Origin of the sequence: Halomonas sp. QHL1 (genome assembly GCF_001882345.1) — a bacterium.
In the GTDB taxonomy this organism is placed as follows: domain Bacteria; phylum Pseudomonadota; class Gammaproteobacteria; order Pseudomonadales; family Halomonadaceae; genus Vreelandella.
This window is the reverse complement of sequence record NZ_MINL01000001.1, coordinates 2769354-2795103: the sequence shown is the minus strand read 5'-3', so window position 1 is coordinate 2795103 and position 25750 is coordinate 2769354. Positions and strand designations below refer to the sequence as shown.

Annotated in this window: 27 protein-coding genes; 21 read left to right on the top strand and 6 right to left on the bottom strand. The window is 52.3% G+C overall.

What is annotated here, in order from left to right:
* Positions 1-79 precede the first annotated feature (79 nt).
* Positions 80-802: a ribonuclease PH gene (rph, locus tag QHL1GM_RS12780; RefSeq protein WP_175540422.1), complete on the bottom strand. Its 723-nt coding sequence runs from the start codon at positions 800-802 to the stop codon at positions 80-82.
* Positions 803-961: 159 nt separating this feature from the next.
* Here rph and QHL1GM_RS12775 point away from each other — a divergent pair, with 159 nt between their 5' ends.
* The 11 genes from QHL1GM_RS12775 to QHL1GM_RS19230 all read left to right on the top strand — a co-directional run bounded on the left by QHL1GM_RS12775 (position 962) and on the right by QHL1GM_RS19230 (position 12410).
* Positions 962-1840 carry a YicC/YloC family endoribonuclease gene (locus QHL1GM_RS12775; protein ID WP_071694822.1) on the top strand — a complete coding sequence of 293 codons (879 nt, stop codon included), beginning with the start codon at positions 962-964 and terminating at the stop codon, positions 1838-1840.
* Between the two features lie 361 nt (positions 1841-2201).
* A complete protein-coding gene (locus tag QHL1GM_RS19235) occupies positions 2202-2366 on the top strand; it encodes a transcriptional regulator (RefSeq protein WP_217648547.1) in 165 nt (54 codons plus the stop codon).
* 14 nt (positions 2367-2380) lie between these two features.
* On the top strand, positions 2381-4825 hold the full coding sequence (hsdR, locus tag QHL1GM_RS12770; RefSeq protein WP_071694821.1) for an EcoAI/FtnUII family type I restriction enzme subunit R: 2445 nt from the start codon (positions 2381-2383) through the stop codon (positions 4823-4825).
* 21 nt (positions 4826-4846) lie between these two features.
* Positions 4847-5260, top strand: coding sequence for a type I restriction-modification system subunit M N-terminal domain-containing protein (locus tag QHL1GM_RS19740; RefSeq protein ID WP_254795306.1), 414 nt, complete (start codon positions 4847-4849; stop codon positions 5258-5260).
* A gap of 3 nt (positions 5261-5263) precedes the next feature.
* Positions 5264-6631: a class I SAM-dependent DNA methyltransferase gene (locus QHL1GM_RS12765; RefSeq protein WP_368087071.1), complete on the top strand. Its 1368-nt coding sequence runs from the start codon at positions 5264-5266 to the stop codon at positions 6629-6631.
* Entirely contained in the window at positions 6628-7674 is a 1047-nt protein-coding gene (locus QHL1GM_RS12760; RefSeq protein WP_071694820.1) for a YhcG family protein, read from the top strand. Before QHL1GM_RS12765 ends, QHL1GM_RS12760 begins: the two co-directional genes overlap by 4 nt.
* On the top strand, positions 7675-8163 hold the full coding sequence (locus QHL1GM_RS12755; protein WP_071694819.1) for a hypothetical protein: 489 nt from the start codon (positions 7675-7677) through the stop codon (positions 8161-8163).
* Between the two features lie 213 nt (positions 8164-8376).
* On the top strand, positions 8377-9648 hold the full coding sequence (locus QHL1GM_RS12750) for a restriction endonuclease subunit S (protein WP_071694818.1): 1272 nt from the start codon (positions 8377-8379) through the stop codon (positions 9646-9648).
* Positions 9649-9662: 14 nt separating this feature from the next.
* Positions 9663-11588 (top strand): AAA family ATPase, encoded by a 1926-nt coding sequence (locus QHL1GM_RS12745; protein ID WP_071694817.1) that lies wholly within the window; start codon positions 9663-9665, stop codon positions 11586-11588.
* A gap of 2 nt (positions 11589-11590) precedes the next feature.
* A complete protein-coding gene (locus tag QHL1GM_RS12740) occupies positions 11591-12175 on the top strand; it encodes a hypothetical protein (protein ID WP_071694816.1) in 585 nt (194 codons plus the stop codon).
* The gene (locus QHL1GM_RS19230) at positions 12162-12410 is read left to right on the top strand and encodes a hypothetical protein (protein ID WP_139245618.1); all 249 of its coding nucleotides are present in this window, start codon (positions 12162-12164) and stop codon (positions 12408-12410) included. Before QHL1GM_RS12740 ends, QHL1GM_RS19230 begins: the two co-directional genes overlap by 14 nt.
* Before the next feature lie 162 nt (positions 12411-12572).
* Here the strand turns inward: QHL1GM_RS19230 and QHL1GM_RS12730 are convergent, their stop codons facing one another.
* Both QHL1GM_RS12730 and QHL1GM_RS12725 read right to left on the bottom strand, forming a co-directional pair.
* Complete coding sequence (locus QHL1GM_RS12730; RefSeq protein ID WP_254795305.1) at positions 12573-13187, bottom strand: hypothetical protein; 615 nt, start codon at positions 13185-13187, stop codon at positions 12573-12575.
* A complete protein-coding gene (locus QHL1GM_RS12725; protein WP_008957106.1) occupies positions 13184-13489 on the bottom strand; it encodes a helix-turn-helix transcriptional regulator in 306 nt (101 codons plus the stop codon). The genes QHL1GM_RS12730 and QHL1GM_RS12725 overlap by 4 nt, the downstream gene beginning before the upstream one ends.
* 392 nt (positions 13490-13881) lie before the next feature.
* Between QHL1GM_RS12725 and QHL1GM_RS12720 the strand changes: the two genes are divergently transcribed.
* The 3 genes from QHL1GM_RS12720 to QHL1GM_RS12710 all read left to right on the top strand — a co-directional run bounded on the left by QHL1GM_RS12720 (position 13882) and on the right by QHL1GM_RS12710 (position 16547).
* A complete protein-coding gene (locus QHL1GM_RS12720) occupies positions 13882-14457 on the top strand; it encodes a histidine phosphatase family protein (RefSeq protein WP_071694814.1) in 576 nt (191 codons plus the stop codon).
* A gap of 61 nt (positions 14458-14518) precedes the next feature.
* Positions 14519-15559 carry a zinc-dependent alcohol dehydrogenase family protein gene (locus QHL1GM_RS12715; protein WP_071694813.1) on the top strand — a complete coding sequence of 347 codons (1041 nt, stop codon included), beginning with the start codon at positions 14519-14521 and terminating at the stop codon, positions 15557-15559.
* A gap of 112 nt (positions 15560-15671) precedes the next feature.
* Positions 15672-16547 (top strand): pirin family protein, encoded by an 876-nt coding sequence (locus QHL1GM_RS12710; RefSeq protein WP_071694812.1) that lies wholly within the window; start codon positions 15672-15674, stop codon positions 16545-16547.
* A gap of 8 nt (positions 16548-16555) precedes the next feature.
* Here the strand turns inward: QHL1GM_RS12710 and QHL1GM_RS12705 are convergent, their stop codons facing one another.
* Together QHL1GM_RS12705 and QHL1GM_RS12700 are read right to left on the bottom strand one after the other, a co-directional pair.
* Positions 16556-17428, bottom strand: a complete 873-nt coding sequence (locus QHL1GM_RS12705; protein WP_071694811.1) for a DUF1989 domain-containing protein — start codon at positions 17426-17428, stop codon at positions 16556-16558.
* Positions 17429-17489: 61 nt separating this feature from the next.
* Complete coding sequence (locus QHL1GM_RS12700; RefSeq protein WP_071694810.1) at positions 17490-18116, bottom strand: DNA-3-methyladenine glycosylase; 627 nt, start codon at positions 18114-18116, stop codon at positions 17490-17492.
* Between the two features lie 151 nt (positions 18117-18267).
* Between QHL1GM_RS12700 and QHL1GM_RS12695 the strand changes: the two genes are divergently transcribed.
* The 4 genes from QHL1GM_RS12695 to QHL1GM_RS12680 all read left to right on the top strand — a co-directional run bounded on the left by QHL1GM_RS12695 (position 18268) and on the right by QHL1GM_RS12680 (position 21673).
* Positions 18268-19611 carry a type II toxin-antitoxin system HipA family toxin gene (locus tag QHL1GM_RS12695; RefSeq protein ID WP_071694809.1) on the top strand — a complete coding sequence of 448 codons (1344 nt, stop codon included), beginning with the start codon at positions 18268-18270 and terminating at the stop codon, positions 19609-19611.
* Positions 19608-19928, top strand: a complete 321-nt coding sequence (locus tag QHL1GM_RS12690) for a helix-turn-helix transcriptional regulator (protein WP_071694808.1) — start codon at positions 19608-19610, stop codon at positions 19926-19928. Before QHL1GM_RS12695 ends, QHL1GM_RS12690 begins: the two co-directional genes overlap by 4 nt.
* 160 nt (positions 19929-20088) lie before the next feature.
* Positions 20089-21300 carry an MFS transporter gene (locus tag QHL1GM_RS12685; RefSeq protein WP_071694807.1) on the top strand — a complete coding sequence of 404 codons (1212 nt, stop codon included), beginning with the start codon at positions 20089-20091 and terminating at the stop codon, positions 21298-21300.
* A gap of 121 nt (positions 21301-21421) precedes the next feature.
* Positions 21422-21673: a hypothetical protein gene (locus QHL1GM_RS12680; RefSeq protein ID WP_071694806.1), complete on the top strand. Its 252-nt coding sequence runs from the start codon at positions 21422-21424 to the stop codon at positions 21671-21673.
* Positions 21674-21688: 15 nt separating this feature from the next.
* On the opposite strand, the gene QHL1GM_RS12675 is transcribed toward QHL1GM_RS12680, so the two are convergent.
* The gene (locus tag QHL1GM_RS12675; RefSeq protein WP_071694805.1) at positions 21689-22384 is read right to left on the bottom strand and encodes an extensin family protein; all 696 of its coding nucleotides are present in this window, start codon (positions 22382-22384) and stop codon (positions 21689-21691) included.
* A gap of 149 nt (positions 22385-22533) precedes the next feature.
* Here QHL1GM_RS12675 and gmk point away from each other — a divergent pair, with 149 nt between their 5' ends.
* The 3 genes from gmk (at position 22534) to QHL1GM_RS12660 (ending at position 25695) form a co-directional block, all read left to right on the top strand.
* A complete protein-coding gene (gene gmk / locus QHL1GM_RS12670; RefSeq protein ID WP_071694804.1) occupies positions 22534-23166 on the top strand; it encodes a guanylate kinase in 633 nt (210 codons plus the stop codon).
* A 94-nt stretch (positions 23167-23260) separates the two neighbouring features.
* The gene (gene rpoZ / locus QHL1GM_RS12665) at positions 23261-23518 is read left to right on the top strand and encodes a DNA-directed RNA polymerase subunit omega (RefSeq protein WP_071694803.1); all 258 of its coding nucleotides are present in this window, start codon (positions 23261-23263) and stop codon (positions 23516-23518) included.
* Positions 23519-23550: 32 nt separating this feature from the next.
* Entirely contained in the window at positions 23551-25695 is a 2145-nt protein-coding gene (locus QHL1GM_RS12660) for a bifunctional (p)ppGpp synthetase/guanosine-3',5'-bis(diphosphate) 3'-pyrophosphohydrolase (protein ID WP_071694802.1), read from the top strand.
* The last annotated feature ends 55 nt before the right edge of the window (positions 25696-25750 follow it).

The window sequence follows — 25750 nt, the reverse complement described above, 5'->3', positions numbered from 1 at the left end:
CGCGTCGCAGTCAGTAAGTGGTAATAAGCAACAAGCCGACCCTTGGGTCGGCTTGTTGCGTTGTGGCGGGCGTTAATCTTTAGCCACGAATGCCCAGCGCTTCGCGCTGATGGTCGCGAAGCGCATCGCCTGCTTTCTCGGCCAAATCGAGCATGCTGTTTAGCTCGGCACGGGTGAAGGCGCCCGCCTCGGCGGTACCTTGCACTTCGATCAGCTCGCCGCTCTCGGTCATTACCACGTTTAGGTCGGTATCGGCTTTGCTATCTTCCGGGTAGTCCAGATCCAGCACCGGCACGCCTTTATAAATACCCACGGAAATGGCGCTCACCAACTGCTTGAAAGGGTCGGCTTTGATCTTCTTCTCGCGCTGTAGATAACGGATCGCATCAATCAGCGCCACGCAGCCACCGGTAATCGCTGCGGTACGGGTACCGCCATCCGCCTGAATTACATCGCAATCCACGGTAATGGTGAACTCACCCAGCTTCTTCAAATTCACCGCTGCACGCAGGCTGCGGCCAATCAAACGCTGAATTTCCAGGGTGCGGCCGCCTTGCTTGCCGCGGGTCGCTTCACGGCCACTACGAGTGTGGGTCGCGCGGGGCAGCATGCCGTACTCAGCCGTTACCCAGCCCTGGTTCTTGCCGCGCAGCCAGCGCGGTACTCCGGCCTCTACGCTGGCATTACACAACACTTTGGTATCGCCAAACTCTACCAGTACGGAGCCTTCCGCATGGCGAGTGTAATCGCGGGTCAGGCGAATCTCACGGAGCTGGTCGGCTTCGCGACCGCTGGGGCGCACAACATCAGGACGCTTAGCACTGCTCACAAATAGTACCTCTCAATAAACGCACAACTAGGAAAAGCCCTCCATTGTACACGTCTGGGAGTGCGCTGATGGGCCTATCGGGTAGACTGTTGGCAATGCGTTATACACCGTTGTTCTCTATTAGGATGAAACATGGCCACTTCCAGCCGCGTACATAGCATGACCGCCTTCGCCCGCACTGAGCAGGCCGCTCCTTTCGGCACCCTGCAGGTGGAAATTCGCTCGGTGAATCAGCGTTATTTAGAGCCTCACTTCCGCCTGCACGAAAGCCTGCGTGATTTAGAGCCGGTACTTCGTGAAGCGCTGCGCACCCGCTTGGCACGGGGAAAGGTCGAGTGCAGTGTTCGCTTTGAGAGCGCCGAAACCGCCCAAGCCCCCGCCGTTAAAAGCGCCCGCTTGGCCGCCATTGCTGATGCGCTAAGTGCCATTCAGCAGCAGGTGCCCAGCGCGGTGCCGCCCACCACACTTGCGCTCCTCAACCAGCCTGGCGTGATGGAAACCCAGTACCTGGATCAAGACGCCATCAAAGCCGCTGCCAAAGAGCTGTTCGACCAAGCGCTGAATGAGCTAATTGATGCCCGCGCCCGAGAAGGCGAAAAGCTCGCCGAGATGATCACCACCCGCTTGGCGGGAGTAAGCGAGCAAGTCACCACCGTACGCAGCCTGTTACCGCAGATTCTGGAGCGCCAACGCGCCCAACTGCTGGAACGATTGGAAGTCGCCAAAACCGAACTCGACCCCCAGCGCCTGGAAGCCGAACTGGTGCTGGTGGCGCAAAAAGCAGACGTAGATGAAGAGCTAGACCGCCTGACAGCACATATCGAAGAAGTGAGCCACCAGCTCACCCAGAAAGGCCCCAAAGGCCGCCGTCTGGATTTCCTAATGCAGGAACTCAACCGCGAAGCCAACACGCTATCGTCAAAATCCGTGGTCGCCGAAACCACCCGCTGCGCGGTGGAGCTCAAGGTATTGATCGAACAGATGAGGGAGCAGATTCAGAATATTGAGTGATGAAGTATTGGCCTTATTTAATTGATAAGGGCAATTTGTCGCCCACCTCAATCTAAACCACCGCCGCTGTTTACCCAATTGGCTAATGACACTCCACATTGTTGCAAAGGATGTAATTCAATAATGGAAATTCTAGCGCAATGGAAAAACGTACATTGACTGTCTTTACCAGAGGTAGACTTTCAAAGCCCAGTAGGTTTAGACATGCTACAGCTAATGAGCTTTGCGGGTGCGCAAGTGAGTCATAATTGTTAATTTTGCATAGTCATTTTGGGCTTAAACCAGCAGACTAATAACGATTTTAGTCACTTTAGGTGGGCGCTAAAATCATGGTTCTAGATCCTGGGCGACCCCCTCAATTTTGCAAAGCAACGTTGGTGTTACCAATGAGAGCGTCTACCCCTTGCGTGAACGCAAAGGCCAACCCGCGCAAAATATTGGTCCGCTGTGGAAGTTCCAGTTTTCGGAGGTAGATGAGTGGGTGCGCGCTGAAGTGGCAGATGACGATGACCATAAGCACAAATAAAGGGATGCATCTCGATGGATAAGCACCAGCTCAGTGAGCGAGACATCTGCACCAAGTTCATAACGCCAGCCATTCTGCAGGCGGGTTGGCAACAGAATCAGTTTCGGGAAGAAGTGAATCTTACCGATGGTCGCGTTATGGTGCGGGGAAAGCTGGCTGCGCGGGTGAAAAATCCCAATGCGAAGGGCGGCCCTAAGCGCGCTGATTATGTGCTTTACGCCAGCCCCGGCGTGCCCATTGTCGTTATTGAAGCCAAACAATCAAAATTTTCAGTCGGCCACGGCATGCAGCAGGCGCTGACCTATGCCGAAATGCTAGATGCCCCTTTTGCTATCAGCAGCAACGGAGCAGGTTTTTTGCTGCATGATCGCACCGGCATTACTCAGCCTATCGAACGAGAGATCTCACTCAATGAGTTGCCATCCCTGGCAGATTTGTGGCCTCTGTATCAGCAATGGAAAGGCTTGGTAGCGCCGGAAGCGGTGAAACTGGTCGAGGAACCCTTTCATAGCGATGGTAGTGGCAAAGAGCCCCGTTATTACCAGCGTGTTGCCATTAATCGCGCCATCGAAGCAATTGCTAAAGGCCAGCAGCGTGTGCTGCTCGTTATGGCAACGGGCACCGGAAAAACCTACACTGCCTTCCAAATCATCTGGCGGTTATGGAAAGCCAAAGCCAAAAAACGCATTTTGTTTTTGGCCGACCGCAATATTTTGGTGGATCAAACCATGCAACAAGACTTTGCCCCCTTTGGCGAAGTTATGCACAAGGTCACTAATCGAGAAGCCAAAAAGAACTACGAAATCTACCTTGCTCTTTATCAGGCGGTGACCGGCCGAGAAGAGTGGAAACAAATCTACCGCCAGTTTCCCTCAAATTTTTTTGATCTGGTCGTGATTGATGAGTGCCACCGCGGCAGCGCAGCGGATGATTCTGCTTGGCGTGATATATTAGAGTATTTCGGCAGCGCCACCCATCTGGGTTTAACCGCTACGCCGAAAGAAACCAAAGACATAAGCAACACCACCTACTTTGGCGACCCCATTTACACCTACTCGCTCAAACAGGGCATTGAAGATGGCTTTCTCGCCCCTTACAAAGTGATTCGTATAGCCACGGATGTGGATGCCGTGGGCTACACACCCGAAAAAGGCAAGATCGATAAACTCGGCCAATTGGTGGAACAGCGCCAGTTCAACACCAAAGATTTTGATCGCAACTTAGTGTTGGAAAAACGCACCGAACTGGTGGCTAGAAGAGTCTGGGAGTATTTGAAAGCCACCGACCCCATTGCCAAAACGATCGTCTTTTGTGACGATCAAGACCACGCCGAGCGCATGCGCCAAGCCCTGGTAAAACTGATTCCAGCAGCCGCTAGTAACCGCCGCTATGTGATGCGCATTACCGGTGACGATAACGAAGGCAAAGCCCAGCTTTCCTACTTTATTGATAACGACGAGCCCTATCCGGTCATTGCCACCACATCTAAGTTGCTTACTACCGGGGTAGATGCCAAAACCTGCAAGCTGATTGTGCTCGATCAAAACATCAATTCCATGACCGAATTTAAACAAATGATTGGTCGTGGCACTCGCCTGCGCGAGGATTACCAAAAGCTCTACTTCACCATCATGGACTTCAAGGGTGCCACACGACTGTTTGCTGATCCGGATTTTGATGGTGACCCCGTCGTTATTTACGAACCCAAGCCTGATGATCCGGTAATCCCCCCTGACGACCTACCGCCGAAAGACCTGCAACCCGATATCACAGGCACTCCTGGTATTGGTGAAGTGGAGTCTCCACCTTACGATACCGGCACAACCGGCGGGTTTGATGATGGCCGCAAAACAGGAGAGAGAGAAGGCCGCACCAAATACGTGATCGGGGATGTCAACGTTCGGGTCGCTGTGATACTCGAACAGTATCTGGACGCCGACGGCAAGTTGATTACCGACGACTACAGAGTGCTACTCAAGGCCGACATTCAAAAAGCCCTGCAGGCTGAGTTTGGCAACCTCACCGACTTTCTGCGCCGTTGGAATGAGGCCGAGCGTAAGCAAGCGGTGCTGGAAGAACTTGCCGAACACGGGATACCGCTGGAAATATTGCAGCAAGCCGTTCCTAACGGTAGTGAGTTGGATGCCTTTGATCTGGTGGCTCATGTCGCTTTTAACCAGAAGCCTCTCACCCGGCGCGAACGTGCTAACAAGGTCAAAAAACGCGATGTATTCGTTAAATACGGCGAACAAGCCCGCGTCGTGCTCGAAGCCCTGCTGGAAAAATTTGCTCACCACGGCGTGCAAGATATTGAAGATGCCAAAGTATTGGAGCTGCCCCCTTTCGACCAATTCGGCAGTAAAACTCAAATCCGTCGCGGCATTTTTGGTGGCGTCGAGCAGTACACCCAAGCCATTCACGAATTAGAAAAAGCACTTTACGACGATCAAAGCGCTTAATTACGAGTACTGGATAACCTAATGAATCTCAGCAGCACCATAAAATCTATTCAAGACATCATGCGCAAAGACGATGGCGTCGATGGTGACGCGCAGCGCTTGGGTCAGCTCACTTGGCTGCTCTTTTTAAAAGTATTTGACCAGCGCGAAGAAGAGTGGGAAGACGATAACGCCGACTATCAATCACCACTGCCGGAAGATTTTCGCTGGCGCAACTGGGCCAAAATGAATGACGATGAGCAAGGCAAAAAATCCCATAAAATGGCCCCGTCGGATATCGTCGGCTTTGTTAACAATCAATTATTTCCGGCACTGAAAGAGCTGGACGCCAACGCCAGCCCACAACACAAGGTCATTCGCAGCGTCTTTCAAGATGCCAACAACTACATGAAGTCTGGCACCCAGTTGCTGGCGGTGATCGAAAAGCTTGAATAAGCCATTAACTTTCACGACTTCAAAACTCGTTCGCAGATTGGTGATGTTTATGAGCAACTGCTGAATGACCTGCGTGGTGCAGGCAATGCGGGCGAGTTTTACACCCCTCGCGCCATCACACAATTTATGGTTGACCGAGTAAACCCTCGATTGAAGCCACGCACCGAGATCGTGCTCGACCCAGCTTGCGGCACTGGTGGCTTCTTAACCGCCGCCATCGACCATTTGCGTAAACAGCGCACTAATAAATCTAGCACAAAGGAACAGCACGCTATTGAAGCTGCTATTCGCGGCATTGAGAAAAAACAACTACCGCACCTGCTATGCACCACCAACATGCTTTTGCACGAAATTGATATTCCCAGCCAGATCGAACATAAAAACACCTTAGGCAAGGGCTGGAACGAATGGAGTGCTAACGAAAAAGTTGACTGTATCATCACCAACCCACCCTTTGGTGGCTATGAAGATGACACGGTAGGTGGCGACTACCCGACTGACTTAAAAACCCGTGAAACCGCCGATATGTTTATGGCGCTGATCATCAAAAAGCTATTAAAAGAAAACGGTCGTGCCGCCGTGGTACTTCCAGATGGGTTTTTGTTTGGTGATGGCATTAAAGGCACGCTTAAAAAACTGCTGCTGCAAGAGTGCAAACTGCACACCATTATCCGGCTACCTAAAGGCGTGTTTGCCCCCTATACCACCATCAAAACCAACCTTTTGTTTTTTACCAAAGGCGCGCGAGTAGATGATGGCAGCGAGCATTTCCACACCGACACCATTTGGTTTTACGAACACCCTTATCCACCGGGCTACAAAAGCTATAGCAAAACCAAACCCATACGCCTGGAAGAATTTAAACCCGAGCAAGACTGGTGGGGCGATGAAAGCGATGACTTTGCCAGCCGTGAGGAAAACGAATTTGCTTCGAAGGTCGATTTTAAAACTAAGCGCGAACAGGCCGAAGCTGCCGCCAAACCGCATTGGGATAATGCTGAGCAGCTTAATAACCAAGCCAGCACATTGGAAAACCGCATTCGTGACTTGCGGGGCTCTGTTAAAGGAAACAACGATAAAACACAACGCCAAAGCGTGGACGATGAAATTGAAAGCTTACGCAGCGAAAGTGAAACGCTGCGCTTAAAAGCCCGCGACGCCCAATCCGCAGGCGACCGTCTTTACTGGCCCATCTTTAATTTGGATATTAAAAATCCGAATGGCCCCGAAGAAGAAAGCCACGACCCTGACGAGCTACTGGTCAAATACAAACAACTCTTGGGTGAAATTGAAGAAACCGAAAACCAGCTCAAAAGCGAATTGGCGGCAGCCCTTGCTCACCACTTTAGACCAGAGGCAGAAGACGCATGAGCAAGCCAGCTTTACCGACTGAACAACAACTGCTCGGCGATATCCGTACGCTGATTGAGCAGGGTCGCCAGCAACTGGCCACAACCGTCAACAGCGCACTAACGATCCTCTACTGGCAAATTGGCCAGCGTATTCACCATGAAGTGCTTCAGGGTGAGCGTGCTGCCTATGGCGAGCAAATAGTCTCTACACTGTCGAGACAATTAGAACAGGAGTACGGCCGCGGTTTCTCTGCCAAAAACCTGCGTCACATGCTGCGCTTTGCCGAGGCTTACCCCGATGGCCAGATTGTCTCGACACTGTCGAGACAATTGTCATGGAGTCATTTTTTAGAGCTGATTTACCTAAAAGATACGCTTCAGCGCGACTTTTACAGTCAAATGTGCGCGCAGGAGAGCTGGAGTGTGCGCCAATTGCGGGAAAGAAAAAACATCCTTCTGTTTGAGCGAACCGCCCTGTCTAAACAACCTGAAATGTTGCTAACGCAAGAATTAGCCAACCTGCGCCAAACAGGCTCGCTGAGCCAAAACCTAGTGCTCAAAGACCCTTACGTTCTCGATTTTTTGGGCCTGAATGACCGCTACCTGGAAAAAGATCTGGAAGACGCTATTCTGCGCGATCTGGAGCAATTTCTGTTGGAGCTAGGGGCCGGCTTTAGCTTTGTCGCACGGCAAAAACGAATCCAGATCGACAACGATGATTTTTACATCGACCTGCTGTTCTACAACCGCCGGCTGAAACGGTTGGTCGCTATTGACTTGAAATTGGGCGACTTTAAAGCCGAGCACAAAGGCCAAATGGAGTTGTATCTGCGTTGGCTTGCCAAGCATGAACAGGAAGCGGGCGAAGCTGCGCCGCTGGGTATTATTCTGTGCACCGGTAAAAAGCAGGAGCAAATCGAACTGTTAGAGCTGGATGCCAGCGGCATCCATGTCGCTGAATATTTGACTGCTTTACCCCCCAAAGAAGTACTACAAGCCAAATTGCATCAGGCCATTGAAAACTCACGGGCTCGCCTCGAAAACCGTGGCGAGGACAGCTAAATGGACGCACAACAGTTTTTGGCTGAGTTTGGGCATATCGTCAATGCGCCGGGGGGCGTGGCGAAGTTACGGGAGTTGGTTTATCAACTTGCCGTAACGGGAAGGTTAACACTTCAGCTAGAAGAAGATGGTACTGCGGACGTTGCACTATTGAACATTGCTCGTATCCGCCAGCGCCTTATTACCGAGAAAAAGTTTAAGCGTTCACCCAAGCTTGAGTCTGCACCATTAACACCCCCAGCTATTGTAATTCCGCCCGGTTGGCGATGGAGTCGATTACTGGATCTAGGTGAAATTAATCCCCGCAATCAAGCCCAAACTGATAGCGAATCTGTAGCTATGGCCACATTTGTTCCTATGGCCGCAGTTTCTGAGAATCACTCAGAAGCTATTGCAGGTGTAGTAAAACCTTGGACAGAAATCAGCAAAGGTTACACCCATTTTGCTAACGGCGATGTGTTGCTCGCGCAAAATTACGCCGTGCTTTGAAAACGGCAAATCAGCGGTGGTTCGTGGGCTTGAATTTGATATTGGCGCTGGTTCTACAGAATTTCATGTTTTCCGCCCCATAAGCCAAGATATAAATCCTGCTTATATATACCTTTTCGTTCGCTCGCCTTTATTTAGAGCCAAGGGCGAAGCCAGCATGACAGGTACTGCTGGGCAAAACGTTTACCCACCTACTACTTTGCACTTTGTGCTATGCCGTTGCCGCCAACTGATGAACAATCTCGCATAGTCGCCAAAGTTGATGAGCTGATGGCCTTATGTGATCAGTTGGAAACGCAGCAACAAAAACGCCGCACCCTGCAAAATCATTTGCGCCACGCCACTCTGCAAGCCGTGGCCAACAGCCAAAGCTCCCATGAGCTGCAAGAAAACTGGCTGCGACTGGAAGCCAACTTTGGACAGTTATTTTCTGCGCCGGACGATGTCGAAGATTTGCGGAAGCTTCTGTCAGAGTTAGCTATTTATGGGGCCTTAGACTCAAATCTCCTTCCAACTGATATTTCTGTTTTAGATTCATACTTGGAGACACTGTCGAGTAAAAAAACAGGGAAGCGATTCGCGAAGATTAATAAGATCAACGAAGAAGTCTCTTTGCCTTCTGGCTGGCGCTGGATTCTGCTGGAAGAGTTGCTGGCTGGCTCTGAATCTGGCTGGAGTCCGAAATGCGAAGCAGAGCAACGACGTGGTGACGAATGGGGTGTTCTAAAAGTAAGCGCGGTAACGTGGGGTGAATTCAAACCTGAAGAAAACAAAAGATTACCCATATCTTTAGAGGCTAGGCCGTTATGCGAAGTGATGCCTGGTGACTTTATGCTTTCTAGAGCAAATACCGCTGAACTAGTAGCTCGAAGTGTTATTGCACCTGAAGGTTGCCCAACAAAGCTATTGATGAGCGACAAAATTGTCAGGCTCTCTTTCCTTGATGAAAGACTAAAGCCCTGGGCCAACCTTGTTAATAATTCGCAGTATGCGCGAGCCTACTACAAGGATCGAGCTACAGGTACGAGCGACTCAATGAGAAATGTTTCTCGGCAAGTTATCCATGAGCTACCTATTCCCTTGCCACCTTTGGAAATCCAAGAGCTCATATTCGCTTCGTTGCAAAAGTTGATGAGCATTTGTGATGCACTGGAAGAAAAAACAAAATTTCGATTGAGTTTGGCAAAAAATATGGCAGTGGCATCTGTTGCCGCCCTCATCGGCATCGCCATCGAACAAGAAGAGGAACCCATGAAAGCCCCACAAACCGAACTCGTGGCTCCGGTACGTTTGGGCACTACGCCCGATGTGAAAGCCCAGGCACCGTTGGCTACGATTCTAGCCCGTCATAATGGTGAAATGAGTGCCAAAGATTTATGGCAGCGTTTTGGCGGTGAAATTGATGCTTTCTATGCACAGCTCAAAACCGAAGTGACCTATGGCTGGCTATTAGAGCCCGCACCCGCTGAAATGTTGGAAAAGTAGAGTAAGGACATCCTATGCAGCTTCGTACCTTAGCCATTCCGCATTTCAGAAACCTGAGCCAGCTTGCGATGACCTTTACCACTGAGCTGGAGCCGGTCGCAGGTGTTGCCACGAATGAGCCTGCCAAACGCATTCGCAGCCATGCCTTGATCGGCCAGAACGGCACCGGCAAATCCAATCTGATAGAGGCGTTGATCACCTTGTTTCGTGATGTGGATCTCGATCAGGAAGCCGCCTTTGATTACACCCTGGAATATGAAATTCGTGGACATATCGTGCGTATTGAAGCGGATACCGCCAAACAAAAACGCCCTTATGTGTGGGTCAATGGCAAAAGCGAATCTCAAGGCTATCTGCTCAAAAACCGAGAGCTACTGCCCTCGCATATTTTTGCTTACTACTCGGGCCGTAATGAGCGCATCGAGCAGTTATTTCAGGAACATCAACGGCGTTTTAATCAGCGGCAGGAAATCACCACTGATGAGGTTTTTTCAGATTCCGAACTGAACGCATATACCAACTCCCCGAGGATAATTGACCTCCAAGACGAACTCAGAAAATTCGAAGGGAAATCAGTCAATGAAATGAGTGAAGAGGAGCAAACTGAGTATCAGGCAATACAAAATGAACTCAAGCCATTTGAAGAACAAAGAGCTAAATTTCTCGACCGAGCTGAAGAGCAACGCCAAAAGCGGCGAGAAAGATTAGGTGATGACCGATTACGCCGTCTGTTTTATTGCCGGGGCGGGCACAGCCAGTTGGTGCTGCTGGCCTGTTTGCTATCCGACGACCCGGTATTTCAAAAGGTACTGAATAATCTGCATATCGAATCACTGGAGTCCGCTCTGTTTGTACTCAAAGAGCCCCACCGGCTGCGCGAAAAACGCCGTGGTGGCAGGTTTGACGAACATGAACTGATTGAAGGTGATCCGCGCTTTTGGTATGCCCGTGGCAATGTGGTCAGTGAGTTTCTGGATAAACTCTGGCAAGTGGCCTGGGCCCCGATTGAGCAGGAAGCCAGCAAGCAAATTGATTTTCGTGGCCGCACCGAAAAGCAAAAACAGCTGTACCTTTATGTGCCGAACAATAAAAAATTTAAAGAACTAGGCGAACTGGTCGGTGGGCCTGATAGCTTTTTCCGTTATGCCGAAGGCGCTTATATTGGCGATTTAATTGACGAAGTTCGTATCACCGTCAAGAAGCGAGACGAGCACGGTGGCAAGGTGAGTTTTACCCAACTTTCTGAAGGCGAGCTGCAAATGCTCACCGTACTCGGGCTGATGCGCATCACCCGTGAAGACCACTGTTTGTTTTTATTAGATGAACCCGACACTCACTTAAATCCTATCTGGAAATTACGCTACTTTGACGATATTGAAGGCGTTTTAAGTTCTGGAAAAAAATCGTTGGTGCAAGGTGAATCGCAAATCCTGATCACCACTCACGACCCGATGATGGTTGGTCCACTAAGAAAAGAACAGGTTCACATTATTAGTAAAAGCAATGGAGACACATTGATCAAGTCACCTGTTGAAGATCCTCAAGGGATGGGTGTATCTGGCTTGTTAAAAAGTGAGATGTTTGGTTTGCCTTCTACTCTAGACCATCACACTTTGAACATGCTGCAACGTCGTAACGATTTGCTTGCCAAGCGCAAGCATGAAGGTTTGAGTCATGAGGAGCAGCAAGAACTTGATTACCTAGTGGTTCGCCTTGATGATTTAGGTTTTTCACGAGAATATCGCGATCCGATGTATCAGCTCTTTATCGAGCAAATGTACAAAGTGCGCAGCAAGCCGCTTGATAAACTATTTAGCAAAGATGAGTTAAACGAACAAAATGCTAAGGCCGAGAAGATCATTGAGCAGCTAGTAAAAGCGCAACGTATGGATGATTTGTCATTGCTCGCGCAAGAGCTGGCTGAGACGTTGAAGGTGTAAGCATGCGAAAAGTAATTGTTACAGGCACACCACCAGCCGATTGGATTGCCGAAGCCGATGCTATAACTGCGCAATTACAAGGCGCCCCTGATGAAGCAGCCCGGAAAATTATACTTGATGAACATGAAGGCTTCTGGCGAGATGCCCGTATCCGTAACTGGCTTATGGGCCAATTTGCCAATAAGTGCTGGTACACCGAAGCCGAAGAATCTATATCCCCGATTCATGTAGATCATTTTCGCCCCAAAGGCCGTGTAAAAAACCTAGATGGAAGTTACGAAAGTGGCTATTGGTGGCTCACGTTTAACTGGAAAAACTATGTAATAGCCGGACACTTGATCAACAGTAAAAAAAGTGATGTGTTTCCTATTATTGCTGGCGAACAACGTGCTGCTGTTAATTGCTCAGAGATGCTGCTTAAGCTTGAGGGTGCAGTATTGATTGACCCATTAACTGACCAAACACGTCTGATCTCCTATGATAGAGATGATGACGGCTGTGTAGCGGTATTAGCTGGTGGTATTGATGAATTAGAGCAATTCAAAGCAGAAAAAAACTATCGAAATTTTAGGTTTGAATCGTATTAACCGCCTAAATCAAAAGCGCGGTAAAAAGTGGGATGAATGTCTATCGATAATTGAAGACTATCGTGGGGCTAGGGCACAACATGGTGTCCATGCTTTGGTTTGGCTAACGAAGGAAATGTCGATTGCTCGCTTAAAGGCAACAGTAAAATACGATATGGAGTTTTCATCAGTAGCAGAAGCTTGTATTCGAAAAAAAGCACCTGAAGCAGTGATTGCTGCAGTATTTGAACGGTAGGGAAAAAGACAATGAACACACTCCCAATCAATCTCAACGACCTACTATACCAACCCATCAGGTACAAAATCTGCTGGAACCCGGATGCAACCATCTGCAACCGATTTACCTTCGCTAACCAGTTCGCAAGTCTTGACTTCGGTTAGGTAGAGTGATGGTCGGTTAGAAGCTCGATGGCAGGTATTTTTGCTCGTCAGTAATACAGGCTTTTGGTCTTGCATCGCCCAAAGAAGAGCCGGGAGAAATCAACGTTTTCAACCACCGATAGTATTCATCACTGTCGATGTTATCGTCTTTTTCAATTTGGATGGCGGCATGCTCTAACTCGCGAAGCGATGCCATGGGTGGGGCCGAAAATTCGGCATTGTTATCAAGAAAATGAGGTGAGTCTGGTCTTTTAAAGCGAATTCCTCCCATGCGGTAGGAATCATATACCCCAAGCAAATAATCGAGTTCCGTTAATCGGTTGCTCGACCAAATACCTCTGCGATTTTCGATAGCCGCCCTGCGCTGCATCAAAATACGTCCCCAGCGATCTGGCGATGAATCTAAAAATGCACGAAAGTTTTTATCTGCTTCGTCATTGTGAAACTCACCGGCATGCAGAGTCAGCAAGGGGTCAATTTGCAAACAGTAGGGTGATTTTAAAAAAGCTCTGTCATAGGCAAAGCTAAATACGCCGCCACGACTTGAGTCACTATAAGCCAACTGACCAATTAATAATGGTTGCTCAATGGGATGCCAATCTGCATAAACTTCAACCAACTCACGGCTCATTTTGAACCTTCCAGAAGTTTGATGTTTTGCAGTTTGATGCCTAGCTCGTCATGTGCGGCCACTTCAGAGAAGTTACTTTCCATGCCCAACACAGCCATAATTTTCAAATAGGTGCCAATTGCCACTCCAGGATCGCCAGCGAACACCTTGTTCACTGTTTTATGATCAAAACCTGTTCGCTCGCAGAGCATTTTTTTGGTCAACCCTCGTCGCTTCATTGCTAGCAACAAATCCTCACCAAAATGGGTGAGAATTTTGCGCTGCTTTGGAAACAGCACGCTGTGTAAGTTTCGCTTTGCCATAAGATCACCAATAAAGGGACTATATTCCCATTGTTAAAAATATAATGGGAATATAGTCCAATTTTAAAAATTGGCAAATCCTCGCACAAAAGAGAAAAGGACTATGTTCCAATTTTTCACAGAATTATGGGAATATAGTCCTAGCTAAAGGCGCTCTAGCTTTAATTAATAGTTTCTTGTAAATACCAGACGCGGACTGGAGTATTTTCCACCCGCAACAGGGTGCGGTAGTGCGCCAGCTCAAAACGGTACGCATTGCGTTCCGTTTTGGAAAGCTTTGATAAAACTAGCGCATATTGCGAAGGTTGGTGACATCAAAGCCCATGCCCAGACAATCGGTGGGCTTGGGCGAGAGGCGGTTCTTGTTAGCCATCGATGGAGGACTCCACCCCATGCCCACTCTACGCCACCTTACCTTGACCCTACTGCTCGGTGTGCTGGGCATGCTCCCTATCAGTGTCCAAGCAAACGACGCGACCTGGCAGGCTCTGGAAAAGGGTGGTTTGGTGATTCTAATGCGCCACTCCCTGGCCCCTGGCATTGGCGACCCGCCGGGCTTTGAGCGTGGCAGCTGCGGGACTCAGCGTAACCTTTCTGCGGCTGGCCGCGCTCAGGCGCAAGTTGCTGGTCGTGCATTTCGTGCGCGGGATATTCCCATTGCGGCGGTGTACTCATCAAGCTGGTGTCGGGCGTTGGATACCGCAGAGTTGATGGCGCTGGGGCCTGTAGCGCCTACCCCCTGGCTGGATTCTTTCTTTCGTGGTCGCGGTGATCAAGCGTCAATTACCCAAACCGCCCAAGAGCAGATTGCCGCATGGCAGGGGCCGGGCAATTTGCTGCTAGTTACCCATCAGGTAAATATCACGGCATTGGTGGGTAGCGGTGTGGGCTCGGGTGAGATGATCGTGGTGCGCCCAGAGGGTGATGAGATGCAGATCGTGGGGCGGTTAAGTGTTAGCGGCCAATAATTTGCTTCTTATCCGCATAAGACTTTATAAAGTAAAAAGCGATATAGTTTAGGAGTTCTTTATGAAAGCCGTTGTTTTTGATCAATTTTCCGCTCCTCCCCGCATCCAGCAATTACCTGATCCTACGCCTGAGGCGCATGGGGTCGTTGTGAAGGTGATGGCAAACGGGGTTTGCCGAAGTGATTGGCATGGCTGGATGGGGCATGATACCGATATCCAGCTTCCCCATGTGCCGGGCCATGAGCTGTCGGGCGTGGTCGAAGCCGTGGGTAAAGACGTAAAAAAGTGGCGTATTGGCGACCGCGTCACGGTTCCATTCGTTGGCGGTTGCGGCACTTGTCCAGAGTGCCACTCCGGTAATCATCAGGTGTGCGATAGCCAGTTTCAGCCTGGCTTTACGCACTGGGGCTCCTTTGCTGAGTATGTGGGTATTCACTACGCTGATGTGAATTTGGTCGCGCTGCCAGAAACACTGGACTTTGCAACGGCGGCGAGTTTGGGTTGCCGGTTTGTCACTTCATTTCGGGCGGTGGTGGATCAGGGCAAAACATCGGCAGGACAGTGGGTGGCTGTCCATGGCTGTGGCGGTGTAGGTCTATCGGCGGTGATGATTGCCAATGCTATCGGCGCTAACGTTGTCGCCATTGATATTTCGGAAGACGCGCTGAATCTGTCCCGTCAATTGGGCGCTGTTGCTACCGTTAATGCCGCCAAGGTAGCCAATGTGGTTGAAGCGGTTGCGGAAATAACCCAAGGAGGCACTCACGTATCCCTGGATGCGTTAGGGCACCCGACTACCTGCTTTAACTCCATCAGTAACCTACGTAAACGTGGCAAGCATGTTCAGGTTGGGCTGATGTTGGCTGAGAACAGCACACCGGCCATTCCCATGAGTAAAGTCATTGCCCACGAGCTTGAAATACTGGGCAGTCATGGCATGCAGGCGCATCGCTATGACGCCATGCTGACGATGATAGAGTCAGGAAAGCTGGCGCCTGAAAAGCTGATTGGCAAACGCATCAATCTTGAGCAGTCCATTGATGCGCTGATGAACATGGATAAGTTCGAAGGGGCGGGCGTGACAGTGGTGACCGGGTTTTAAGAAAACCGCTGAGTGGTTTATAACAATTTCCTGCAACGAAACGGGGCAAATTATTCGCTCCTCATCCTCTGCTGTAGGTTTTACGCTGGGCGGTATTGATAAGGAGTCAGTTATGCCATCAGATACTAACCAAACAGTGCGCCGGGTGATCGCCCAGCACCCGGCCAAGCGCGATGATATCGGTGATTTAGTCACTCGGCGGCCGCTACCGGGCCCACAGCTTGAACAGCTCGACCCGTTTCTGTTTCTTAATCACCACGGCCCGCAGACGTATCCGGCCAATAACCGGGGGTTGCCGTTTGGCCCACACCCGCACCGGGGCTTTGAAACGGTCACCTTTATTCTAGAGGGCTCGCTGGCCCATGCGGATAGCGCTAAGCATCAAAGCGTGATCAACGCGGGCGGCGTGCAGTGGATGACCGCGGGTAGCGGCATCGTGCATGCGGAAATTTCACCGCCGGAGTTTTTGCGCGAGGGCGGTCCGCTTGAAATTCTGCAGCTGTGGGTCAACCTGCCGTCGCGCTTAAAAATGAGTGAACCGCGCTACGTGGGGCTGCAGCAGGAATCAATCCCCGCTATCGCGCTGCCGGGTGGCAGTGAGCTGAACCTGATCGCCGGTGAGTGGCAGGGTAGCGTTGGCCCTATCGACACGCTGACCGGCGTGTTTATGTCAACGCTGCGGCTGCCTGCCGGTAGCCAGGAACAGTTATTCGTGGCGCCAGGGCGGCAAGTGTTTCTCTACGTGGTGGATGGGGACGTTGAGGTGGGCGGTGAGCCAGTTCAGCCTCACCATCTGATCGAAATCGATCGCGATGGCAACAGCCTCGAAATCGAAGCCAGCAGCGACGCACGCCTGCTGTTTGGCCACGGCGAGGTGATTGATGAGCCGGTCTATTCCCACGGGCCCTTCGTGATGACTACCCGCGAAGAGATTGTCCAAGCGGTCGAGGATTATCAGAACGGCAAATTTGGCGGGCTCGACGCATGATATGAGCGTCAACAGCATCGACTGCGTTTGGCGTTCCAATCCTCTTCAGGCGGGCGCAAGCCATGGTTGCCGCGATAGCTAGGTGATGTTGGCGGCGACCAGCCCTCGAGCAGTGTGTCATCAAGCGCGTAGATTTCGATGCCGATAGGGTGGCAGGTGGCCAGTAGGTCGTCATCGGTGGCGTCACTGCCCCATAGATCAACCGATAGATCGCCACCTGGACAGCAGGAGAGAGCACAAAGTAAGTCAATCTCGGCAAATAGCTCCAGGTAGTCGCCTTCTTTTGCTGGGCAAGCCTTCATAAAGTACTGATCCTGTTCATTAAGGCCGGTGCACTGGAAGACGTTGAGCACATCGTGGACATCAAACTCGGTGAGTCCGAAGGGCGCCACGGCCCGGGTCAGGTTGGAGTGACAGTGGAAGTCGAAATCCTCACCGGTCAGCAAATGATTCACATAGGGATCACAGCGCGTACCTAATAAATCGTGAACACGACCGCCATCCTCGTCGACACCGTAGTTCTCCAAGGTATCGGCGGTGATGGTCGCCATTGGCCGAAGATAGGGCAGTGAAGACCATAAACGGTCATGAACGCTGACATGTGCGCGCTGAAGCTGGCGCGTACGTGATGCCCAGAAACGTTCTCGTGGGTTGTGCAAAGACCAGAGATTGAAATCTCCCACCTGAGGCCCTTGGCGAGTACACAAGCGCATCACGTGACCGGCAGGTACTTTCCAGGCGCGTGCGTCGCGAATCGGCACCTCTAGCGTTTCTATCAGCTTTCGCTGATCGGTCGCTTTGGCAATCCGGTTGTAAAAAGCCGGGTCAACGAAAAGAGGCGAGCCTGGTTTGGCGCGGTAGGCTGGAGCTCGGTTGGCCATTGTTAGTGACTCCTTGTAAATAACGGTAGTAATGACACTGGGTGCTCAAAGGGGCCATTTACTACAGCGGCTCGCCGCGATAGTAGTGCCACAGAAACAGCGAGCCCACGCTACGCCAGGGAGCCCAGTGTTCTACCAACTGACGCGCCTGCTTGGGCGTAGGCTTGTCGTCCATGCCTTTTAAGCGGCCTAAGGCGACACGCAGAGCTAAGTCGTCGGCGGGAAAAATGTCCTGACGTTTCAGCGAAAACATCAGGTAGATCTCAGCGCTCCAACGGCCAAAGCCGCGTAACTCGGTAATCGCGGCAATGGCTTCATCATCGCTTAGCTGTTCAAGCCCCTCGGCGCTAAAAGTGCCTGCCAACTCTGCTTCTGCCAGCCCTTTGGCGTACTCGATCTTGCGCCAGGAGAGCCCCGCATCGCGCAGCGCTTGGCCCTCTACCTCCATCACTGCCTTGGCGTGCAGCTCGGGCAGCAGTGTATTTACGCGGCCCATAATCGCGCGGGCCGCTTCGGTGGATAGCTGTTGGCTAACGATGGTGGAGAAGAATGTCGCAAAGCCTTTATCACGCTCGCGAGGCGAGGGCGCTCCCACTAGCGGCAGGGCACGGGCGATATCCGGGTCGGCCTTGGCAAGTGCTGCCATGGCGTGCTTGATGGTGTTCAAGGATGAGTCGTTAGATGTCATCACTACTCCTGCCTAGAAATGAGTATTTTATTGCTCACTAGTTGGATTTTTATCTATTTATGAGTATTAAAATGCACATTATATTGCCGTGAGCTAGACTATTGAGCATTAAACTACTCAATTATTAACTGCTCAATTAAGGTGGCCCACGTTGCTAACCATCCAGGCATTTCATCATGGACAGTGGCACGATGCCGCCGAGCTGGTGATTGAGCACCCAGAGCAAGGACGCCGAGGGCCTGCGCGACTGGGCTATATCACCGATTATGCCCTTAAATGGCTAGATCGCGATGACGAGCATGCTTGCAGCCTGCGCTTGCCGATTGAGTTAATGAATACTCATCAATCGCCACGCTGGTTCGCTTTTTTAGACGATATCATGCCTTCTGGGGCCAGCCGCCGTTACTGGGTCACGCAGTTGGGAATATCGGCGCTTACCGAGGCTGAACAAGATTACGCCTTATTGGCTAAAGGGACGATTGCCCCGGTGGGTAATTTACGTATTAAAGAGGCCCTTCCCGAGCGTCCAGCAGGCAGCACGCTTGAGCAGCAGCGTTTTGCCTTACGTGACGTTGTGGATCGAGATAGTGATTTTCTCGCCTATGCACAGCAGATGGGTGCCGCGGGGGGCGGCGCGACCGGGGCAGGTGGTGAAGCGCCGAAGCTATTGCTGCGCTGTACGCCAGACGATCAGGTCTGGATCGATACCTATCAGGATGATGCGACGAATACCGATCCGCATTACCTGGTGAAATTTCCTCGCGGCCAGCGAACCGAGCTTGATAACAACATCCTCCGCGCGGAGTACCATTTCTATCACGAGCTGGTGTCACTGGGTGTAGCGACCATCGACACTCAGGCCATGCGGCTACTGGAAGGCGAGCGCTATCCATCGCTGTGGTTGCTCCGCTTTGATGTTGATTACCCCGCAGGGAAGCGAACGCTGTATGGGCTGGAGTCGGTTTATTCCGTCATGGAGTGTCAGCCGGGAAGCTTCTTAAACCATTTTGCCGTGATTGAGGCACTGGTTGGTCTGTTGAGCCAGCAATACCACGTTCGCGAGTCGGGAGGTCATTTTGATACGGCGCGTTTCGTGAGCGAGTGGGTGAAACGCGACCTGCTTAATGTCGCTTTTGCTAATAGCGATAACCATGGCCGCAATACGGCGCTGTTGAAAACGCCTCAAGGAATCTGGCTGGCACCTGTCTACGATTTTGCTCCCATGAAGGCTGACCCAGAAGGTATTATTCGTACCACCACCTGGGGGACGCCGTTTGAAGAGGGGCGTGAATTTAACTGGGTAGCCATTGCGGAGAATTTAAATGCCTATGTGCCATCAGATCAGTTGATGGCAGAGCTAAAAACGCTAGGGAATCAGTTGGTTGGTTTAAAAGATCGGCTTGCTGTGCGGGGAGTGCCGGAAGCGTTGTTAGCATCGAATGCGGTGGGGTTGAATTATCTGGATGCTAAGCTGCGTCGCTGGGGGCTGGTATGAAACGCAAAGAACTCTCTAGTATTGAGCGTGAGGCGCTGCTTATGGCGCTATTGTCACAGCTGCTGCGGGAAGAGATCAGTTCAGGGCAGGTGCTGCGCCAACTACGCCGCGAAGTGTTAGGAATGTCGCAGACGCAATATGCCGAGCTGGTGGGTATCAGCCGTCGCTCCTTGTCTGATCTAGAGGCCGATAAAGCAAGCCCTACACTATCCCTACTCAACCAAGTATTCCGCCCGCTAGGTCTGCAAACCGGCTTGGTGCCGCGTAACCGTCAGCTGCGTGAGCGTTTGCTTTCAGTGGAACCCCCTAGCGCCTGACCGCCAAGCACCTTATCCAAATATTTCCTATTCAGCCCAACTTAACGATTGAGTTCGCCCGCTAACTTTTTAAACGCAGCATGTTTCTACTTTCGTCTAATCCTGCGATCATTTAACGCTAATCAAGATACCAACCGGGCGGTATCCCTAGGAGTTAAGCATGCAGGATTCGACACCATCGTCGTCTCAAGGGCTGGCGCGTAATCCGCGCCTGGCCGAATTTGTGTTGGCGTTAGGTGGCTTTGGGATTGGCACCAGCGAGTTCGTCATTATGGGCTTGATGAACCGCGTGGCGGGTGATTTAGCCGTAACCGTGCCGCAAGTGGGTTATGCCATAAGCAGCTACGCGCTGGGCGTGGTGGTCGGCGCGCCGCTGATTTCCGCGCTGGCCGCGCGGGTGCCGAGGCGACCACTGTTGATCATTCTGATGCTTGTATTTGCGGTGGGCAATATTGCCAGCGCCATGGCACCGGGGTTTTGGTCATTCGTGGGGCTGCGTTTTCTGGCTGGCTTGCCCCATGGGGCCTATTTTGGCATCGCGGCGCTGGTAGCGGCGGGAGCGGTGCCAGTAGACCAACGAGCGCGGGCAATTTCGCGGGTAATGTTGGGCTTAACCATAGCGATTTTGATCGGTGCGCCGCTGGGTACCTGGGCGGGTAACCTGTTGGGCTGGCAGATCGCCTTTGCGGGTGTCGGCGGCATTGCGCTGCTCACCGCTCTGTTAATTCGGCTGTATGTGCCGGTGCAGCCCGTCGATACCCTCGCAAGCCCTGTGCGTGAACTGTCCGCGCTGCTTAAGCAGCGGGTGTTGGTCACCCTGGCGCTTGCCTGTATCGGTTGCGGGGGCATGTTCGCAATTTTTAGCTATGTCATGCCGACGTTAACCCAGCAGGCGGGCATGAGCGAGGCGCTGGGTCCGCTGGTGCTGGTGATCTTCGGCCTGGGTTCCATTGCCGGCAATTTAATCGGCGGGCGCATGGCGGATAAAAACCTGATGCGCGCCATACCCATCATCCTGCTCTGGTGTGGCGTGATCCAGGGGCTGTTTTACTTTGCGGCGAATAACGTGTGGACGGGGCTGCTGTTTGTTGGCCTGGTGGGTACCAGCATGGCCCTGGCGCCTTCTTTACAGACCCGCTTGATGGACGTAGCAGAGGATGCCCAAACCATGGCGGCCTCGTTGAACCACGCGGCCTTTAACGGTGCCAATGCCTTAGGAGCGTGGCTAGCGGGGCTGGCAATCAGTGCGGGCTTTAGCTGGTCGAGCACGGGCTTAGTTGGTGCGGGTTTGGCGCTCTGCGGCTTGGTGATTTTTGCCGCTGGGCGCTGGCTGGACAAGCGTACCTATGGCGTCGTGGCCCAGCGTGCATAGCTTTGCCTGACGTTGCCTAGATATTGACCAATTGCCTAGTTATCGAACAGTGATAATTAATATGGCTAAAAAGTTGAATTCTCTCTAATGTGTAAGAGCAGTAACCCATAAGGAGATGACCATGCACATTCAGGTATTGAATTCGACACGGATATTACCCCTCTTAGCGGTGGTGGTGTTAACCATTGGCTTGGCGGGTTGCGGTACCTCCACCGGGGAGCGCGCTACTAGCGGCGCCGGTGTCGGTGCTGCCGTAGGCGCGGGTGCCGCAGCCGTAACGGGTGGTAGTGTCGTTCGAGGCGCCGTTATCGGCGGTGGCGTTGGTGCTGCCACCGGTGCCGCCACAGATGAAGATGACATCAACCTCGAATAAGTAGTGGTTGATCTATTAGCGACACAGCCTAAATCCGCGCATGCCCATATGAAAGTGATCAGCATGCGCGGCGTTGTAATCAGGCCCCAATACATTTCCGAAGGTATTGCAGGCGCCATCACGGGCGGCGCGTAAAAACTCCCCAACCTCGCCTTCATCATCCCAGTCATTGATCAGCGTAATACGCTGGCCGTTGTCAAACTGAAACCCCACCACATCCAGCGCTTCGGCGGTGGCGTGCTCGCTGCGCCTGCCCGTTTCGCGACCATAAACATTACGGCAGGCAAAGCTACCCACATGGTTAACCTGGCTCACCCGGCTGCCCATAATCTCCTCGGCAGCAGGCTGTAACGCGTGGCGTTCATACATAACCCACGCCAATGCCATCGGGCAGGAGGCCACGAAACCCTGATTGAAGGCGACCCCGCTAGACTGCATGCGCACGATATTGGAAAGCGGGCAGCTCGCCGTGGGAGCGTAGTCGGCTAACGGTGTGTAGCGTAGCTCACCATCTGGGACGGTATCTAACGCAGCTAAACAGCCTGCGCGGTCATCCGCCAAGCGGCTTAGCTTGAGTTGCGTGACCGGCGTAATGGGGTCGTCAATATGCAGCGGTGCCCAAGGCGCCCAGTGGCGAGGAATGTCTATAAGGCCTTTTTGCAGGGCTACGCCCAGTGCAATCAAGACTAAAATAAACAGCGTACTGCGCATGCCTACCTCCCTGTATGTCACCGCCAACGCTACAGTCGTAGCGAAGGGTGTGCGATACTGCGCAGCTTTATTGCTCTGCTGCAGTCGCTCTACTCGTGTTTACTACGTTTTCCGCTACTTATTTTCGCTAACTGAAGGGAAAGTACTTCATGTCCCAAGGTACGCTGTTTATCGTTTCTGCCCCCTCAGGTGCTGGCAAGACTAGCTTGGTGCGCGAGCTAATCGAAAGCCTGGATGGGATTCAAGTGTCGGTGTCGCACACTACGCGTGCCAAGCGCGAGGGTGAGGTGAATAGCGTCAATTATCATTTCACCGATGTAGCCGAGTTTGAAGCGATGATCGCGCGGGGGGAGTTCTTTGAGTATGCCAAAGTATTTGATAATTACTACGGCACCTCGCGCCAAGCAGTAGAGGTATTGCTGGCAGCGGGGCAGGACGTCATTCTGGAAATCGACTGGCAGGGCGCTCAGCAGGTTCGTGAACAAATGCCGGATGCGGTGTCGATTTTTATTCTACCGCCCTCCCGCGAAGAGCTGGAGCGACGCCTCGCTAGCCGCGGCACCGATGAGCACGCGGTGATTGCCCGGCGCATGCGCGATGCGGTGAGTGAAATGTCTCATTTCCACGAATATGATTACCTCGTTATTAATGATGACTTCACCACGGCGCTGCAGGAGTTACAGTCCTTGGTGATCAGCCGTCGCTTAAGTCGCCCGGTAATGAGCGAGCGCCACGCGCCGCTGTTGGCCGCGCTCTTGTCACAGGCGCCTACGGTCGAGTAATCTATTCGGTTCTACATCTTTTTTCGCTGGGTCGACGCCGTTTTTCAACTCTAAAACGGTGTCGGCCCGGTTCCGTCATAACAGGAAGGCTCCCATGGCTCGCGTAACCGTTGAAGATTGTCTAGATCACGTTGAAAACCGCTTTAAGCTGGTGATGATTTCCACCCAGCGTGCTCGTCAGCTGGCGCGCGGCTCCCGCGATGCCCTGTTGCCCTGGGAAAACGACAAGCCTACGGTGATGGCGCTGCGTGAAATTGCCGCAGGCCTGGTTGATCACACCGTACTAGACGAACCCGTTGAAGCCGCTGTCCGTCCGCGCCCGGCTATGGCGCCTACCCATATCGACGACTAACGTTTTCAACGAAACCGATAGAGGCGCGGTAGATGTTCACCATTGATGACCTGGCCGACCGACTTGGCGGCTATTTACCCTCGGATGAAATCCAGCAGGTCAAACGCGCCTTTTACTACGCTGAGCAGGCCCATGACGGCCAGCGTCGGCGTTCCGGCGAGCCTTATGTCACCCACCCGCTCGCGGTGGCGAATATTCTTGCCAATATGCACATGGATCATCAAAGCTTGATGGCTGCCATGCTGCACGACGTTATCGAAGACACAGGCGTTTCCAAAAAGGCCCTTGAGGCTCAGTTTGGTAAACCGGTAGCCGAACTGGTAGACGGGGTATCCAAACTTACCCAAATCACCTTTGAAGACAAAGCCGTCGCCCAGGCGGAAAATTTTCAAAAGATGGTGCTGGCGATGTCGCGGGACATTCGCGTCATCATCGTTAAGCTGGCCGACCGGTTGCATAATATGCGCACTCTGGGCGCCCTGCGTCCGGACAAGAAACGCCGCATCGCCCGTGAGACGCTGGAAATTTACGCACGCATCGCTGGGCGGCTGGGTATCAATACGATTCGTATTGAGCTTGAGGATCTCTCCTTTCAAGCGATTCATCCTATGCGCTCGGAGCGTATTAAACGCGCCGTTGCCAGTGCGCGGGGACATCGGCGCAGCGCTATGCGCGAAATACAGTCTTCGCTGCAAAAAAGCCTGGATGAAGATAGCCTGAATGGCACGGTGATTGGGCGTCAAAAGCATCTACTGTCGATCTATAAGAAGATGCGCGACCAGCGTAAGCCCTTTGCTGAAATCATGGATGTGTTCGGGTTCCGCATCATTACCGAAGACGTGGCCAGCTGTTACCGAATTTTAGGCGTGGTGCATAACCTCTATAAGCCGGTGCCTGGGCGTTTTAAAGACTATATTGCGATTCCCAAGGCCAACGGCTACCAAAGCCTGCATACCACCCTGTTTGGCTCCCGCGGTATGCCCATCGAGGTGCAGATACGCACCCGTGAAATGGAGGCCATGGCCAATAACGGCATCGCTGCCCACTGGCTTTATAAGGCGGGGCAAACGTCGCACCCGATTGCCGAAGGCAGCCACGCCCGCGCTCGCGCCTGGGTGAAAGGGCTGCTCGAAATGCAGCGTCACGCAGGCGATTCGTTAGAGTTTATCGAACACGTTAAAAACGATCTTTTCCCCGACGATATCTACGTGTTTACGCCTAAAGGCGACATTATGGAGCTGCCCCAGGGCGCCACCGTGATCGACTTCGCCTACACCGTGCACACGGACATCGGCAATAACTGCATCGCTTGCCGGATTGATCGGCATTTGGCGCCGCTCTCGACGCGCTTAGAGAGCGGCCAGACGCTGGAAATTATCACTGCCCCCGGTGCGCGCCCGAATCTTGCCTGGCTTAATTTTGTCACCACCGCAAAGGCGCGTTCGGCAATCCGCCACGCGCTCAAATATCAGCAGCAGACCGAAGCGGTCATGTTGGGCCGGCGATTACTCAATAAGGCGCTGGCGCCATTCGATACCAGCCTGGAAGAGCTGGATGAGAGCGCTCTTAAGCGCGCCTTCAAAGAGTTGGATGTCTCTTCTGAGGAGTCACTGCTGGAATCGCTCGGGCTGGGCAACCGCATGACGCACGTGGTGGCACGCCGCTTAGTAGCTGCGGCGCATGGCGATACTTATGAACACTCTGCAGGCGGGGAAGGCAACCAAGCTGTCCTGATCAGCGGCAGCGAGGGCATGGTGATTAACTTTGCGCGCTGTTGCCATCCGCTGCCGGGCGACCCCGTGGTGGGCCACCTTTCCACAGGCAAAGGCTTGGTGGTGCATCGCGCTGAGTGTAAAAACGTTGTTGATAAGAACTTCGCCGATAAAAACGACCCCGATAAGCTCTTCGCGTTGGAGTGGTCGGACACCATTGATGAAGACTTCCCGGTCGCGCTACGTATCGAAATTGAGAGCCGTCGCGGGTTGGTCGCAGAGCTTGCCGGGCTGGTTACCGATGCCGATGCCAACATTGAGCGGATTGGCATCGAAGAGCGCGATGCCCGCCTTTCCACCGTCAATCTGACCCTGTCGGTGAAAGGCCGGGTGCACTTGGCGCGGATTATCAAACGTATTCGTAATCTCCCCAACGTGGGCAAAATTACCCGACTCGCTAATTAACACCGTATATAACGACATGCTGATAAATAATCGGCAGCGATCACTATTTTTCAGT